Origin of the sequence: Paenibacillus sp. FSL R7-0333 (genome assembly GCF_038000365.1) — a bacterium.
In the GTDB taxonomy this organism is placed as follows: domain Bacteria; phylum Bacillota; class Bacilli; order Paenibacillales; family Paenibacillaceae; genus Paenibacillus_AQ; species Paenibacillus_AQ silagei.
Genome location: NZ_JBBOBZ010000001.1, coordinates 291,916 through 307,163, shown reverse-complemented (window position 1 = coordinate 307,163; position 15,248 = coordinate 291,916). Strand labels below are relative to the sequence as shown.

The 15,248-nt window shown below is 50.1% G+C and carries 12 protein-coding genes and 1 pseudogene; 7 read left to right on the top strand and 6 right to left on the bottom strand.

What is annotated here, in order from left to right; genetic code table 11:
- Positions 1–252: 252 nt before the first annotated feature.
- The 3 genes from MKY86_RS01330 to MKY86_RS01320 all read right to left on the bottom strand — a co-directional run bounded on the left by MKY86_RS01330 (position 253) and on the right by MKY86_RS01320 (position 2,834).
- Positions 253–1,749: an MDR family MFS transporter gene (locus tag MKY86_RS01330; RefSeq protein WP_445669925.1), complete on the bottom strand. Its 1,497-nt coding sequence runs from the start codon at positions 1,747–1,749 to the stop codon at positions 253–255.
- Positions 1,750–1,776: 27 nt separating this feature from the next.
- Positions 1,777–2,355 (bottom strand): GNAT family N-acetyltransferase, encoded by a 579-nt coding sequence (locus MKY86_RS01325; RefSeq protein WP_076083919.1) that lies wholly within the window; start codon positions 2,353–2,355, stop codon positions 1,777–1,779.
- Positions 2,356–2,534: 179 nt separating this feature from the next.
- On the bottom strand, positions 2,535–2,834 hold the full coding sequence (locus tag MKY86_RS01320) for a hypothetical protein (protein WP_036700151.1): 300 nt from the start codon (positions 2,832–2,834) through the stop codon (positions 2,535–2,537).
- 231 nt (positions 2,835–3,065) lie between these two features.
- On the opposite strand from MKY86_RS01320, the gene MKY86_RS01315 reads away from it, so the two are divergent.
- Entirely contained in the window at positions 3,066–3,545 is a 480-nt protein-coding gene (locus MKY86_RS01315) for a GAF domain-containing protein (protein ID WP_076083915.1), read from the top strand.
- A gap of 235 nt (positions 3,546–3,780) precedes the next feature.
- Here the strand turns inward: MKY86_RS01315 and MKY86_RS01310 are convergent, their stop codons facing one another.
- From MKY86_RS01310 to MKY86_RS01300, 3 genes are all read right to left on the bottom strand, one after another.
- On the bottom strand, positions 3,781–6,213 hold the full coding sequence (locus tag MKY86_RS01310; RefSeq protein ID WP_076083912.1) for a glycogen/starch/alpha-glucan phosphorylase: 2,433 nt from the start codon (positions 6,211–6,213) through the stop codon (positions 3,781–3,783).
- Positions 6,214–6,320: 107 nt separating this feature from the next.
- Entirely contained in the window at positions 6,321–7,424 is a 1,104-nt protein-coding gene (gene glgD, locus MKY86_RS01305; protein WP_076083909.1) for a glucose-1-phosphate adenylyltransferase subunit GlgD, read from the bottom strand.
- 23 nt (positions 7,425–7,447) lie between these two features.
- Positions 7,448–8,611: a glucose-1-phosphate adenylyltransferase gene (locus tag MKY86_RS01300; protein WP_076083906.1), complete on the bottom strand. Its 1,164-nt coding sequence runs from the start codon at positions 8,609–8,611 to the stop codon at positions 7,448–7,450.
- A gap of 482 nt (positions 8,612–9,093) precedes the next feature.
- On the opposite strand from MKY86_RS01300, the gene MKY86_RS01295 reads away from it, so the two are divergent.
- The 6 genes and pseudogenes from MKY86_RS01295 to MKY86_RS01270 all read left to right on the top strand — a co-directional run.
- The gene (locus tag MKY86_RS01295) at positions 9,094–9,780 is read left to right on the top strand and encodes a response regulator transcription factor (protein ID WP_076083903.1); all 687 of its coding nucleotides are present in this window, start codon (positions 9,094–9,096) and stop codon (positions 9,778–9,780) included.
- Positions 9,777–11,246 (top strand): sensor histidine kinase, encoded by a 1,470-nt coding sequence (locus MKY86_RS01290; RefSeq protein ID WP_076083900.1) that lies wholly within the window; start codon positions 9,777–9,779, stop codon positions 11,244–11,246. The genes MKY86_RS01295 and MKY86_RS01290 overlap by 4 nt, the downstream gene beginning before the upstream one ends.
- Positions 11,247–11,435: 189 nt before the next feature.
- On the top strand, positions 11,436–12,002 hold the full coding sequence (locus MKY86_RS01285; RefSeq protein WP_076083897.1) for an FAD-dependent oxidoreductase: 567 nt from the start codon (positions 11,436–11,438) through the stop codon (positions 12,000–12,002).
- A 1,292-nt stretch (positions 12,003–13,294) separates the two neighbouring features.
- Positions 13,295–14,185: a S8 family serine peptidase gene (locus tag MKY86_RS01280; RefSeq protein WP_083685647.1), complete on the top strand. Its 891-nt coding sequence runs from the start codon at positions 13,295–13,297 to the stop codon at positions 14,183–14,185.
- 26 nt (positions 14,186–14,211) lie between these two features.
- On the top strand, positions 14,212–15,057 hold the full coding sequence (locus MKY86_RS01275; RefSeq protein ID WP_076083891.1) for a hypothetical protein: 846 nt from the start codon (positions 14,212–14,214) through the stop codon (positions 15,055–15,057).
- A 44-nt stretch (positions 15,058–15,101) separates the two neighbouring features.
- Positions 15,102–15,203, top strand: a pseudogene (locus tag MKY86_RS01270) (pyridine nucleotide-disulfide oxidoreductase); the annotation flags it as partial.
- Between the last annotated feature and the right edge of the window lie 45 nt (positions 15,204–15,248).

Genomic DNA, 15,248 nt, shown 5'->3' with positions numbered 1-15,248 from the left:
GCGCTAAATTTGTTGCATTTCCTGCAGGATTTCAGCATAAACCGCTCCTACGGGGCAATATTCTTGCACTTTTTGCAAGATTTCTCTATAATCCACAATAGAAGAAAATCATAGTTCTCTAAATAAACACAAAAAATCGCTCTTTCTGGTAAATGGAAGTCGCCATCCATCCCCAAAGGAGCGATTTTTGTATGTTCAAGCCCTCACTCGATAAATCTCATAATCAGGACAATCCGTGCTACGAGTTGAAGCTTAACGCTTCGATGGTGTATTTACTTCCTGTATGGAAGGCACCCCTTGGTCAAGACGCACCGAGATTACCAGGGAGATCACAGCGAACACTGCCATCACGATAAACAGGGAGTGCAGACCGCCCTCCAGCGCACCTTGCAGACTGCTCCAGGCTTCCTTAGGCAGCACGCTTCCGCTATGCGGGTTAAGCAGCTGGTTAATATCTGCGCCGGAGGCGGCTGCCCCTGGCTGTTCCGCCAAACTCCGGTCAATACTGAAGTTCAGCCAGGAGCCGAAGATTGCCACCCCCACCGTCTGCCCGAGTGAGCGGGTGAAGGTGTTCAGTGCCGTAGACGCACCGCGCTGCTCATGCTGCACCGAGGACTGGGCGATAATGGTGAAGACGGTCGAGGCATAGCCAAAGCCCACCCCGCAGAATAGCATCAGCACCAGAAGCAGCAGCTGCGAGGAGTCTGCATTCATCAGCGTAAGCCCCACGGCTGCGATAACAATCAGCGACAGGCCGAGCATTCCCGTACGGCGGGTGCCTGCACGCAGAATCATCCGCCCGCCCGCGATGGAGCCCAGCATCCAGCCGACCGACATCGGTGCCAGGAGCAGGCCCGAGAGGGCAGCGCTTTTGCCGAATACGCCCTGCACCCACAGCGGAACATACGTAGACAGACCGATAATGAGCGTGCTGACCAGCAGATTTGCACCTGTAGAGACTGCAATATTACGGATGGAGAACAGCTCCAGCGGCAGCATCGGCTCGGCGGCCCGGCGCTCCACGAACAGGAACACCACCAGGAGCAAGACAGCCGCCAGGAGAATAGCCAGCAGCAGCGGAGAATTCCAAGGCAGACTCTGCCCCCCAGTCGTCAGGCCAAACAGCAGCGCCCCCATTCCCGCAGCGAACAGCAGCACTCCGGCTACATCGATCTTCGTCTTGCGGCGGACCTTCTCTTCCTTAAGATAACGCGAGATGAAGATAATCGACAGCAGGCCGAACGGCAGATTGAACACGAATACCCAGCGCCAGCTTAAGTAATCCACTACATAACCGCCAAGCAGCGGCCCGACCAGCGAAGAAATCCCCCACACTGAGCTAAGCAGCCCCTGCGTTTTCGCCCGTTCCTTCAGACTGTAGATATCTCCAATAATGGTAAAAGTCATCGGAATCAGTGCCCCCGCACCGATCCCCTGAATCCCCCGGTAAATAATCAGCTGCTGCATACTCTGCGAGACTCCGCATAACAGCGAGCCTGCGAGGAAGACTACGGCGCCGCCAATGAACACGGGCTTCCTTCCGATCAGATCGCTCAGCTTGCCAAAAATCGGCGTGGTCACTGCCATCGCCAGCAGATAAGCTGTAAAGATCCAGCTCAGCCACTGCATCCCCTGGAAATCCCCTACGATGGCCGGCCCCGCCGGACCCGTTACCGTCCCTTCAATTGCTGCCAGAAATGTAGCCAGCAGTACGCCTGTCAATATTAACTTCCGCTGCTTGTCCCCCATTGAACTCAATGAATCCATACCTTCTCTCTATGTTCTCTCTGTTCTCTCTCCTGCGCCCGTATCTCCTTGCAGCAGGGAATACATCACTACATCCTGATAGCCCGATGCTGTATGCCGGTATTGCCGCAGCAGTCCTTCCTGCCGGAAGCCAAGTCCCGTGAGCAGACGCTCTGCCCGAAGGTTGCCCGGATGGCACAAGGCTTCCATCCGGTTCAGCCCCATGCTCTGGAAGCCGAACGCAAGCGCAAGATTAAGCGCTTCCTGCATGTACCCCTGGCGCATGGCTGCAGGTGACAGCTCGAAGCCGATCTCTCCCCGGTAAGCGCCTTGAAGCTGCCAGTGGTTATAGCCGCAGCTGCCGATGACACGGCCTTCCGGCCCCAGGATGCTCCAGCGCAGGCTCTCTTCCTCCACCGCCCACTCCGCCAGCAGGGCAATCATTGCTTCCGTATCCTCCACAGAGGACAGAGGCGGGCCATCCAGCCAGGGCGCTACTGCCGGATGGCTCCAAATTGCGAACAGCGCCTGCGCATCCGCCGGCAGCATCGCCCGCAGACGCACCCTCCGTCCGCTTAGTTCCGGGATAACCCCCCCGCACACATACATGTTCCCGTCCCCTTTCAACCCTATCAGTATACATCTTATTCTGCCCGGACGGCGCATTTACCTGTCACTCCCGCTTACCCATCACAAATAGCGTCTGCCCCCATGGCTTGCCGCCACACGGTCAGACGCTGTACCTTATCCCTTATGTTATGTTCCATTCGTTGCAGCTGCATTCAGACTTAACCCGACGCACCCGCTGCCTTAACCGGCTTAAGCACTTCGGTGCACAGTACACCAAGCTTGGCCTGAATGGCTTTGAACTCTTCGATTCCTGTTCCCGTGACACTATAAGCGTCGCCATGGGCGGTGAGGAAATTCTCCTGTGTCAGCCGTTCCAGCTCCTGTTTCACTTCGCGCTCCGCCACCCGGTACCCCAGGTTCTCCAGCTCCGGCAGCATTTCCGTTAGTGTCAGATCCTTCTCATGTGCACAATATAGCATATGGATTCCAATAAACAAGTTCTGTACGTCGGCGCGCATGTTTCACTCCTTCTGGCTACTAGCCTGCTGTATTTATAAAAGCATTACCCTGCCCTGAGTTCCCGGAAACATCCCCGCTTAAGTAATTCTTGCTTCTTCCTCTTCTTCCACTAAGCGGTAAAACCTGTTAATCCCCCGTTAATGCTTGACGTATTGCGCTTCCCTGTACTATCTTGATAGTTAACAGTTATGGGATTCATACTGACTCAAGGTACAGGAAGGTGATGCTTCATGTTTCAAGCCATGCCTTATGATGGCACTCGCAGCGAACGGTTCGAAGCCGTTCTCAGCCAGCTCGGGGCACTGATGGAGGGTGAACCGAACGCCATTGCCAACTTGGCCAACGCCTCGGCGCTGTTAAAGCTCTCTCTGCCGGACACCAACTGGACCGGTTTCTACTTGTATGAGGGCACAGAGCTGGTGCTCGGCCCCTTCCAGGGACTTCCGGCCTGCATCCGCATTCCGCTGGGCCGCGGTGTCTGCGGAACCGCAGCCGCCGAGCGCCGCACGCTAGTCGTCGGCGATGTTCATGCCTTCCCGGGACATATTGCCTGCGATGCTGCCTCTAACAGCGAAATTGTTGTTCCACTGGTCAAAGGGGACACCCTCTATGGCGTACTGGATATCGACAGCCCGCTTAAGCACCGCTTCGACGACGAGGAGCGCCGCTTCCTCGAACGGTTCGCAGCCATGGTATCCGAGGTGCTATAAGGCTAGCCTTCATCATCAGCAGCAAGTAAGTCCTGAACCGCAAAATACCCCCACAAAGTGGAGCTTAGCTTTGATGATGACTCAGGTACTTTGCGGGGACCCCAAAACATATCAATTCTTATGCACCAAAGAAGCCGCCCTACCGCAGGAATTATTCCTGGGTGGGGCGGCTTTTGCTGTTCTGATTATACCACCTGAAGCTGCGGCTATGAAGCTGCAGCCTGTACCGATGGCGTTACAGCCGGACCGGATCGATATGCCAGATCTCGGCGGCGTAGCGGCTAATCGTATTGTCGCTGGAGAATTTGCCGGAATGGCCGATATTGATGATGGACTTCTTCAGCCATTCCTTCTGGTTCCGGTAAGCCAGGTCAATCTTGACATGGGTCTCCACATAGCTGGCGAAATCCTTAAGCACGAAGAATTCGTCATTGTTATCAATCAGCGACTGGAAGAGTGTATCGAACTCCTGGGCATGGGAGCTGAAGGGGCCAGGGACGATTAGCTGATCCAAGACTTCTTTTACCCGGCCGTCGCCATTATAGATATCGCGGGCGTGGTATCCGCCGTACTGGTAATAATCAAGTACCTGCTCTGCCCGGAGGCCGAACAGGAACATATTATTGTCCCCTACCATCTCATGCATCTCCACGTTTGCCCCGTCCATGGTTCCAATCGTCAGCGCACCGTTCATCATGAACTTCATATTGCCGGTACCAGAGGCTTCCTTACTCGCCGTGGAGATCTGCTCGCTAACATCGGCGGCCGGAATAATCTTCTCCGCCAGCGATACCGAATAATTCTCCAGGAAGAAGATACGGATCTTCCCGTTTATGTCCGGATCCCGGTTCACTACATCAGCCACCGTATTGATCAGCTTAATGATCCGCTTGGCCAGATGATAGCTTGGAGCAGCCTTGGCACCGAAGATGAAGGTCCGCGGCACGATATTAATGGATGGATTATCCTTGATTTGATTATACAAATGCATAATATGCAGCACGTTCAGCAGCTGGCGCTTATAGGCATGCAGGCGCTTGACCTGTACATCGAAGATCGAGTCGGGATCTACCGCAATACCGTGCTTACTGGTGATATATTCAGCCAAATGCAGCTTGTTGCGGCGTTTGATGGCGGCCACCTGCTCCTGGAAGGAGGCATCCTCGCTGTATTTGATCAGTCCGATCATCTCCTGGGGCTGATGCATCCAGCGGGTGCCAATGGACTCGCTGATCAGTCCGGCAAGCTCGGGATTGGCATGCTGCAACCAGCGGCGGTGCGTAATGCCGTTGGTCTTGTTATTGAAGCGGTGCGGATACATCTCATTGAACAGCCGCATCTCACGCTTTTGCAGAATCTCCGTATGCAGCGCCGCTACACCGTTCACACTGTGGCTGGCGACAATCGCCAGATGTGCCATCCGTACTTGATCGTCATGGATGATCGCCATCTGATTGATCCGGTCCTGGTCTCCGGGATATTTACTCATAAGCTCGCCGCAGAAGCGGGCGTTAATCTCCTCAATAATCAGGAAGATGCGCGGAAGCAGCTCTCTGACCATGCCGATCGGCCACTTCTCCAGCGCTTCGCTCAGAATGGTATGGTTGGTATACGACACCATCCGGGTAGTCATGCTCCAGGCCTGATCCCAGCCCAGATGATAGACATCCATCAGGATGCGCATCAGCTCAGGGATCACCAGCGTAGGATGAGTGTCATTGATATGCAGAGCTACCTTGTCAGGCAGGCTGTCAATCGGCAGACCCGTCTTGGCGAAGGTCCGGATAATACTCTGCAGGCCGGCACTGCACATGAAGTACTGCTGCTTCAGACGAAGCAGCTTGCCTTCGTACTGGGAATCATCGGGATACAGGAATTCAGAGATAGATTCCACCGAACGCTTGTATTCCAGGAACTTGTGATAATCCGTACCGCCCTGAGCGCCGAAGACTCTCGATGGCTGGGTGATGGACTCGGCACTCCAGTTCCGTAGCGTGTTCACATGTCTGCGGTCTGCACCGATCACCGGAATATCATACGGAACCGCCCGTACAGCTTCATAATCCTTGTGCTCGAACACAAGCTCATCATTCTCCCAGCGGGTGTCCACCTGTCCCCAGAAATGCACCTCGACCTGTTTGTCCTCGCGGCGTACTTCCCACACGTTGTCATTCTGCAGCCAGTAATCCGGCAGCTCCACCTGATAGCCGTCTACAATCTTCTGCTCGAACAAGCCGTATTTATAACGGATGCCGCAGCCGTGTCCTGCATATTGCAGGGAAGCGAGCGAATCCAGGAAGCAGGCGGCCAGACGGCCCAACCCCCCGTTGCCCAGACCGGCATCGGCTTCCACCTCTTCGATATCCTGCAGACAGAACCCCAGATCCGCGAGGCCCTCGCGGACAACCTCCAGCACGCCCATATTCAGCAGGTTATTGCCCAGCAGCCTGCCGATCAGGAATTCCATGGAGAAATAATATACCTGCTTATCCTTGTCGATCTTGAACTTCTGATTGGTGTCCGCCCAGTCCTTACCGGCACTCTCCCGGATCATGTTGCCGAGAATATTATAAATGTCGGCGTTCGAAGCTTCTTCCAGCGGCTTGCCTAATTTCCCGATGAGTTTCTCACGGAACACTTGTTTGAAAGTCTCTTTATCGTTGAACAACAGCAGGTTCCTCCTTACACATGCATGTATTGGTTGATAATCGTGCCTATTACAACACTGGATCAGAAGAAATGCCCTGAAGTGGCACATTTCCCCTGATCCAGATATTATATCTTGCTGCTCTTGGCTATGACAAATGGACGCCTGCTGTCTCCAACGAGTATCCGGTCTTTGCTCAGATGCACATCTTTGTCCATGATCACATTCTCAATCACGGCATTCTCTTCAATCACGCATTTCTGCATAATCACAGAATTAATAATTCTCGCACCCTTACGAATCTGTACGCCCCGGAAAATAACGCTGTTCTCCACCGCCCCGGCGATTACACAGCCGTTGGCCACCAGCGAGTTGCTGACCGACGCACTATCCAGATAACGGGTAGGCGCCTCGTATTTAATCTTGGTCTGCACCGGATTCTCTTTGAACAGGCCGAAGTAATTCTCCTGCTTCAGCAGCTCCAGACTGTTCTTATAGTAACTCTCCAGCGAATTGATAACGGCATGGTAACCCTTATATTCATAGGCGGAGATTTTGAATTTGTGGCGGTTCTTCTGAATGGCATCGCGGAAGAAATAGCTCTCGCCATGGGCAATGCAATGCTCCACCTGCTCCAGGAACAGCTTCTTCTCCATAATGAAGATGTCCAGATACACATTCGGATGATGCTTCTCATGGTGAATATTCGTAACGAGGTTGTCGTCATTAAGCTCGACCCGCAGACACGGATCATGCTCCGGCTGAAGCTCGTCAATCTGCTTGTAGACCATCGTTACATCCGCGCCCTGCTCCAGGTGATACTGATAGAGGTCCTGCAGATCCACCGTGTTAATGTGCTGGCTGCCGGAGAAGACGATGTATTTGGCCGAAGCCCTTTTGAAGAAATCCAGATTGTTATGATAATGCTGCAGGTCTCCCAGGGAAGTGTCCGTAGGGTCATTCCAGTCTGGCGGCAGGATGAACAGTCCGCCGTGCTTACGGTTCATATCCCACGATTTGCCGTCACCGAGATGATCCATCAGCGACCGGTATTTGCGGCGGACGAACAGTCCCACGCTCTCCAGCTCTGCACGCATCATGTTGGACAAGACGAAATCAATCAGCCGGTACCGGCTGGCGAAGGGGACCGCTGCCCCGCAGCGGAAATAGGTCAGTTCATTTAAATTATCCAATTCATGATCAAGATTAATTACACCCATAAGCTCTTTCATCGGAATCCCCCGCCCTCTTGTGGTTATATGGTTTTGGCTGCTACAGATTTGAGCTTCTTGCTTCGTTTGTCGATCAGCAGAATTTCATTCTCATTCTCCCGGTCGGCGCCGATTTCCATATTATCCTCAATGACCGTGTTCTGACTGATGATGGCTTTGTGAATTCTCACGTTCTTGCCGATCTTCACCTTGGGCATAATGACAGAGTCGGTGATGACACTGCCTTCGCCCACTTCAACCCCGTAAAAGAGGACAGAGTGCTTCACCTCGCCATGCACGATGCAGCCCTCATTAATGATGCAGCTTGATACCTTGGCTCCCGGTGCCACATATTGTGCGGGCTGATTCGGATTACGGGTGAAGATTCTCCAGCCGGTATCGTTCAGGTTCAGGGGAGGCGTATCGCTCAGAAGATCCATATTCGCTTCCCACAGACTGTCTACCGTACCTACATCTCTCCAGTAGCCTTCAAAAGGATAAGCGTACAGGGATTGGCCTTCACCCAGCATCATCGGAATAATGTCCTTACCGAAGTCATGGGATGATCCGGCGTTCTCCCCGTCCTCAAGCAGATGCTTGCGCAGAACATCCCATTTGAAAATATATACCCCCATAGAAGCAAGTGTGCTCTTAGGCTGGGCTGGCTTCTCTTCGAACTCGTAGATCTTCAGATCATCTTCCGTATTCAGTATGCCGAAGCGGCTCGCTTCCTCCAATGGAACGTCAATGACCGAGATGGTGCAGTCGGCGTTCTTGGATTTGTGATATTGCAGCATGGCATGATAATCCATCTTGTAAATATGGTCTCCCGACAGAATTAACACATGCTCCGGATCGAATTGATCCACGAACTTAAGATTGCGGTAAATGGCATCCGCCGTTCCCCGGTACCAGCTGCTTCCATTCTCCCGTTCATGCGGTGGCAATACGAATACGCCGCCATCCTTGCGGTTCAAATCCCAGTCGCTGCCGACTCCGATATACGAATGCAGCACCAGCGGTTCATATTGTGTCAGCACACCCACGGTATCGATGCCCGAATTGGAGCAGTTACTTAGGGGGAAGTCGATGATCCGGTAGGTTCCTCCGAAATAAACAGCCGGTTTGGCAATCGATTTGGTCAAACTTTTTAATCTTTTCCCTTGGCCTCCCGCCAATAGCATGGCTACCATCTCTTTTTTCTTCATGGAAGAGCCTCCTTGACTTATGGGTAATGGAACATGTAATAAATTAGGTTGAATGAGTGATGCTGTGAAGTTAGACCTAAGTAAATACCCTAAAAAGAAGTGTTGTGAAAAGATGTAGCCCAAAAGAAATGCAGAGACAGGATGAATACGGGTGATACGGGGAGGAAAACAGCTGATCGGGACATATTACCGGTTAAGCCGAATCAAAAGCAAAAACCAGGTTGTATCCTTTTATTCTAATAGTGTTCTATACCCGCCGTCAAAACCCTTTATTGTCCGCCTTAAACTGATTAATTTCTAACTATATTTCATATTCATGGCGCGATAAATCACTATAATTAGATTAATATGATTAACCGCAATCAGCGCGAATGAATCGAAGGTTTGGCTCCAAAGACCTATTTTCAGCAAACCTTCAACCTGTGGCTTCAAACTATGGACATACTATACTTACTTAATTACTGGATATGGAGGAATTGCTAATGAAAGCAGCCCAAGGTGTCCGGCTACTCCTGGTGGATGATGAGCCTCATATCCTTCAGTTCCTGGAGCTGGGCCTAATCAATGAAGGCTTTGAGGTGCAGACCGCCGCAGATGGCGCTGAAGCCCTGTCAGCGGCGGCCGACTTCAAGCCGCATGTCGTTATTCTCGATGTGATGATGCCCGGCATGGACGGATTCGAGGTCTGCAGGTGCCTCCGTTCCGAGGAAGCGGAGGTGGCGATCATTATGCTGACCGCGAGGGATGAGGTGGACGACCGCGTCACGGGTCTGTCCCTGGGCGCAGATGATTACATGGTGAAGCCGTTCAGCTTCGAGGAGCTGCTGGCCCGGATTCAGGCCCGGCTGCGCAACCAGTTCCCCGGCCTGCTCGGCGAGGTCCGCTGCGGCCCCTTCCGGATTGACGGCCGCCGCAAGGAGATCCGCCATAAGGAGGAGGTGCTGGAGCTGTCTCCGACCGAATATGAGCTGCTGCAGTATCTGGTGATCAACCACGGACTGGTCCTGAGCAAGCCGATGATTCTGGACAAGGTGTGGGGCTATGACTTCGGCGGGGAGGAGAATATCGTGGAGGTCTATATCCGCTCCCTCCGGGAGAAGCTCGGCGACAAGGAGCACCGGATCATCCGCACCTTGCGCGGGGCGGGGTACCGGGTGGATCTGGTATGACTGCCCGGACCCGTAGATTCACGGGCAGATTCCATGCTCCGCGTTCCCTGCGCAAGCAGTTGCTCGTCACCTCGCTGCTCATTCTCTCAGGATTGCTTATACTGATCGGCACACTCCAGTATGTACTCATGCGAAATTTCATCTACAGCAACCGGGCAGAGGCGATGGAGACCCAGATACGCTCTGTGCCATTTGAAATCTTCAATAATGCAGGTAACAGACGACCCGGGGGAGACCATCGTCCCCTGCTGCTGGACGCCCATACTACCCTCGCTATCTACAATCAGGATGGCGGCTTCATGGATTTGAAGGAAGAGACTCTGTCCGCTTCGCCTGCTCCGAGAATGAGTAATGAGGCCTATGACCAGCTGTTGAAGCTCCCCACGTTCAAGCCAAATGGGGACTACCGGCTGATTACCGCCGGGGATGGCAGTGAGCATCTGGCTGTCTTCATGAACCTCGGCAGACCGGGTGCTGCCCGGATGCTCCTGCAGATGACGGTGGAGACCGGCCCCCTGAGGGATGTCATCCTGCAGCAGTTGCTTATCTTCGGCGCGTTGTCTGTAGCGGCTCTGCTGGCCGGGCTGCTGCTGTATTTGCCAGCGCTGCGCAAGACGCTGGTCCCCTTATCCAACATGGGGAGATCGGCCCAGATCATCGATGCCGGTAACCTTAATGTGCGGTTCCCTGAGGATCAGGGCCAGCTTGAGATCGACCAGCTCTCCCAGTCCTTCAACGGCATGCTGGAGCGGCTGGAGATTTCGTTCAAGAATGAGCGGGAGGCGAAAGAGCAGATGCGCCGGTTCGCCGCCGATGCTTCCCATGAGCTGCGGACGCCGCTGACGTCCATCTACGGCTTCCTGGAGGTGCTGCTGCGCGGAGCTGCCGATAACCGGGAACAGCTCTACAGCGCGCTCAGTAGCATGCATGGTGAAGCCAAGCGGATCAACAAGCTGGTGGAGGACCTGCTTCTGCTCGCCCGGATGGACGGCGCACCCCGGCTGCGGGTCAAGCAGGTACTGCTGGGCGAGCTGATCGACGGCATGCAGGCGCAGCTCCGGGTACTGGCCGGGGAGCGGCAGGTCGTCTTCGACCTGGCCTGCGGCATCCGGTGCCTGGTTGATCCTGACCAGATCAGACAGGTCCTTCTTAATCTATTCCACAATGCGGTTCAGCATACCGATGCGGTCAAGGGCATCATCCATATATCTCTGCACGCCGCGGGAGAACTGGCAGAGCTGACCGTAAAGGATAACGGCTCCGGCATCTCTGCGGAGCATCTCCCGCATGTCTTCGACCGCTTCTACCGCAGCGATTCCTCCCGCACACGCAAATACGGCGGCTCCGGGCTTGGATTGTCGATTACGAGGTCCATTGCCGAAGCGCATCAGGGGGACGTTACTGTATCCAGCACCCCGGGTGAGGGGGCTGCCTTTAAGGTCTCCCTTCCATGTCTGCGGGATTAGCCAATGAGCTGTAAATAGCGATATAATAGTTATAGACTATCAAAGCTTAAGCATATGCTTCCGAAGTGAGTTTTGCGAAGTGGTTCCATGAGGTTTATGCTATCAAAACTTAAAGCATATGCTTCCGAAGCGAGTTTTGCGAAGTGATTCAATGAGGTTATGCTATCAAAACTTTTAGGAGGGTATCTCATGTACGAAATCGCCATTATCGGCGCCGGTCCTGCCGGTGCAAGCGCCGCCCTGTTCGCAGCCAAGGCCGGCAAAAAAACACTGCTGATTGACAACGACAAAGGTATGACCCGCAGAGGCTGGTATGAGAATTATTACGGAATTAGCGAGATCGGCGGACCTGATCTTGTAGAAACCGGACATAAGCAGGCCGTAAAGTTCGGGGCCGAGCTGGTTGCCGGACAGGCGACCTCACTGGAAGCCAGCGGTGAGGGCTTCGTCATCGGGATAGAGAGCGGAGCTACTTATGAAGCTAAGCATGTCGTGCTGGCGACAGGTGTTCTGACGGATCTGGCTGCCGCAGCCGGAGTAACGACCAAAGAAGGTACGGAGCCAAGAATCAAGACGGTGATTGCCGCCACACCGGAAGGCAGAACCAACATCGACGGAATCTGGGCCGCCGGAACCGTTGCCGGAATGAGTGTCCACGCGATTATCACTGCCGGGGACGGCGCCAAGGTGGCCGTCAACATCATCAGTGAGCTGAACGGTGCACGTTATGTCGATCACGATTTGCTGAAAGCATAGGTTGCGACTGCTCACCAAGGGGCTGTCCCAATGGTCATTACATGACTATTGGGACAGCCCCTTTTATTTGAGTTAGCGCTACGACCGTAGTGCGTGTACTAGCTCCAATTGCATTTTCTACAATAGATTTCACTTTAATTCATCCAACAAGGCGATCTGTTGTATTTGGTACATTTGATTATTCGTTTTTAGCTTAAAAATGCTTATTCGCATAAATCCAGCACTCCGGGTGAGGGCGCTGCTTTCAAGGTCTCTCTACCTTGCCTACGGGATTATTAAAAATATTTGTTAAGGTGTATTTTTTAATATTTCATTTATTTTATCCACCAGTTGATTAATATCTTTAATTCGATAAGTAAACACTACATCTTCATCAGATGAATAGAGCATAGTATTTATACCATTAACACCCATCTTCATAATAATCAAACAGTATTCACCGTCTTTCTGTCTCGCAGGATACCAACCAACATCAACTATACGATTTTTATAAGGATTAGAAAGCAGGAGAAGATTTTCTTTTAAAGATTCAAAAGAGGTGTTTGAATCGTATAATTCTTCTGAAAATTCATTAATATGAACTGTCCAACCTTCAGGTAATTTCAGTGATATTAATTCAAAAATAATAAAAACCTCCTTGATAAAATAAAAATATTTCCCCTTACATTTTAAGTTTAATTTTCAAATTCACCACAGACAAAATTCCCAAGATAAAGGTAATATCCCACATATATGGTACCCCGCCTCCATTCCCATCGTCAAGTTTATTTTGCCTTTACCCCTGGACTTCACCAAGCCATAGCTGAATCATCTGTTCACTCCGTTCATGGTCTCATTTTGTATGCAGGACGAAAGAATCAGACTTAAGACCTGCGCTTGCCCTGCAATACTGAAATTCTACTGATCTTGATCTTATGGACGTACAGCCGATTTAGATTCTGGAAGATTCCCGTCCGCCCGAGCGGATGAAACCAGGGCAGGTTCAGCGCGAAGTCACAGCACGGGAATCTACCGAAACTTGCTTTTATCAAACAATTTAATGCTTAGTGCTTTTACATGTTAATCGGGTGTAAGGATTTAGACTAAATGATTTTCCACCTGTCGACATAAAGTAACAAATTGTGGTTATAAAAATAGTTCGTAATACATAGTTACATTATTTTCTATAATGATATAATATTTTTAAGTTTCCTTATTTATACTATAAATGGGTGGTGGTAAATGTTTCAAACAAGAAAAAGTATGCCTATATTTTTTTATTTGTTGGTTTAATTTCAATACTGATTTATTTCATGAGTAAATATTCCACTCATTCTTTAATAATCAGCCCTCTTTCTGAATCTGATATTGAATCTATTGATTTTAGTGTTGAGCAGCGAGTTCCTTGGGGAGTTAAATACCAAACACAAATCGAAAATAAACAAGTAATCAGAAAAGTAAAAGTGGCGATATTAGACAGTGGGATTGACAAATTCCATAAAGATCTTGAGGGGAAAATTGTTAAAGAATTCAACACAATCACTCACGATCAGGATGCCTCAGATGAGTTTAGTCATGGAACTGCAGTAGCAGGAGTAATTGCTTCAAACGACAATGATATAGGCTTAATTGGAATTGCATTATCTGCAGAACTGTACTCAGTTAAAGTTCTTGATAAAGATGGCAAGGGTGAAATTGATGATTTTATCGAAGGTATTAAATGGTGCATCCAAAACCAAGTTGATATTATTAATATCAGTATAGGTATCAAAAAAGGAAACGACGAATTAAAAAGAGTTGTAACTGATGCCTACGACCGAGGAATAATTTTAGTTGCAGCGGCAGGAAATAACTACAGAAACGAAGTTGATTATCCCGCAGCCTACGAAGAGGTTTTTTCGGTTACTGCGATTGACCATTTAGAACACCCCTATAATTTGGCATCAACCGGAAAAATTGACTTTAGTGCACCAGGTGTAGAAATATTAAGTTTAGCACCTAACAATGGTTATGGCATATATGAAGGCACTTCAATGGCGGCACCTCATGTTACAGGGATCGTAGCAAACTTGTTGGCATCTTCGTCATACCCATCTAATTCTTCAACGGTCAAGGCTATAAAAAATAAACTTAAAGATATGTCTAAAGATCTAGGATCAAAAGGTTATGATAAAGTTTATGGATACGGTTCATTGACAAATTAAATTTGGAAGCGAGATGAAATATATTAATGAAAATCCCGTCAACTCTTAAGAAAATATTTGCAATTGTCCTCTCTGTTGCATTAGTTTTTGGATTCTCCAAACTTAGTGTATTTGCTGATGAACAACAAGTTGAAACATTTTCATCAAATTATAAAGTTTTAGAAAATAATGATGAAACATTAAGCATAACCACAAAATTTGCAAACACTCCCAATACACTTTTCAAAACATCTAGAGCTGATGAAACTGTCGGTAAAATGACCTTGGACAAAAACACTCATGAAATTACATTTACTACAAATGAAACTTCAACTATTACAGGCAAAAACGAAAAGATATATAATGTTGTAATTAATGAACTTACGGGAGAGAACGGAGATCTAATTAATGCAACATTTACTGACACGGAGACTAACCAGACTTTTCAAATTGAGCAGGATAAAACAACAGCTTCTGTTCCAGTATTGGTACCAATTGGTGTCATAATCGGTGAATGGCTACTAGCACAATTACTTGCAGCTGGTACTGCTGTAGTTATTGGAGGAGTAACCTATGCCATTTGGGACTCAGTTGTTTCAAAATTACGAAGCGAGAAAAAATTCAATCATTACCAAGCTAAAATAATATCCGGGCAGGTAGGAATAGGACCTGGAATATCTCTTGGTGTAGCAACTGTAAGGCTGGCAAGTCCTGATATCTACAATAATAATGTTTGGTCAATTGATGCATCAAATGCATTTTTAGTTGCGCTAGAAGCAGGCGGAGGTACTATCCCTGCAGGGCCTGAGTTAAATGTAGATCAAGCATTAGGTTTTGTATATCATGCGCATTATCATACATCGACTAGATATGGAGGACATTCTTTCTTTTAAATCAATAGATCCCCACTATAAATAATGAGCGCCGGAATGAGGCCCATACGATTATCACTGCCGGGGACGGCGCCAAGGTGGCCGTCAACATCATCAGTGAGCTGAACGGTGCACGGTATGTCGATCACGATTTGCTGAAGGCTTAGCAGATACAGCTGTTACATAAGAACCGCCTTTCCTTTTTGGAGGAG

Bases quoted from the DNA above. Each gene is read 5' to 3' on its own strand.
- MKY86_RS01330 (WP_445669925.1), bottom strand. From the start codon at position 1,749: ATGGGGGACAAGCAGCGGAAGTTAATATTGACAGGCGTACTGCTGGCT.
- MKY86_RS01325 (WP_076083919.1), bottom strand. From the start codon at position 2,355: ATGTATGTGTGCGGGGGGGTTATCCCGGAACTAAGCGGACGGAGGGTG.
- MKY86_RS01320 (WP_036700151.1), bottom strand. From the start codon at position 2,834: ATGCGCGCCGACGTACAGAACTTGTTTATTGGAATCCATATGCTATAT.
- MKY86_RS01315 (WP_076083915.1), top strand. From the start codon at position 3,066: ATGTTTCAAGCCATGCCTTATGATGGCACTCGCAGCGAACGGTTCGAA.
- glgD (WP_076083909.1), bottom strand. From the start codon at position 7,424: ATGAAAGAGCTTATGGGTGTAATTAATCTTGATCATGAATTGGATAAT.
- MKY86_RS01300 (WP_076083906.1), bottom strand. From the start codon at position 8,611: ATGAAGAAAAAAGAGATGGTAGCCATGCTATTGGCGGGAGGCCAAGGG.
- MKY86_RS01295 (WP_076083903.1), top strand. From the start codon at position 9,094: ATGAAAGCAGCCCAAGGTGTCCGGCTACTCCTGGTGGATGATGAGCCT.
- MKY86_RS01290 (WP_076083900.1), top strand. From the start codon at position 9,777: ATGACTGCCCGGACCCGTAGATTCACGGGCAGATTCCATGCTCCGCGT.
- MKY86_RS01285 (WP_076083897.1), top strand. From the start codon at position 11,436: ATGTACGAAATCGCCATTATCGGCGCCGGTCCTGCCGGTGCAAGCGCC.
- MKY86_RS01280 (WP_083685647.1), top strand. From the start codon at position 13,295: ATGAGTAAATATTCCACTCATTCTTTAATAATCAGCCCTCTTTCTGAA.
- MKY86_RS01275 (WP_076083891.1), top strand. From the start codon at position 14,212: ATGAAAATCCCGTCAACTCTTAAGAAAATATTTGCAATTGTCCTCTCT.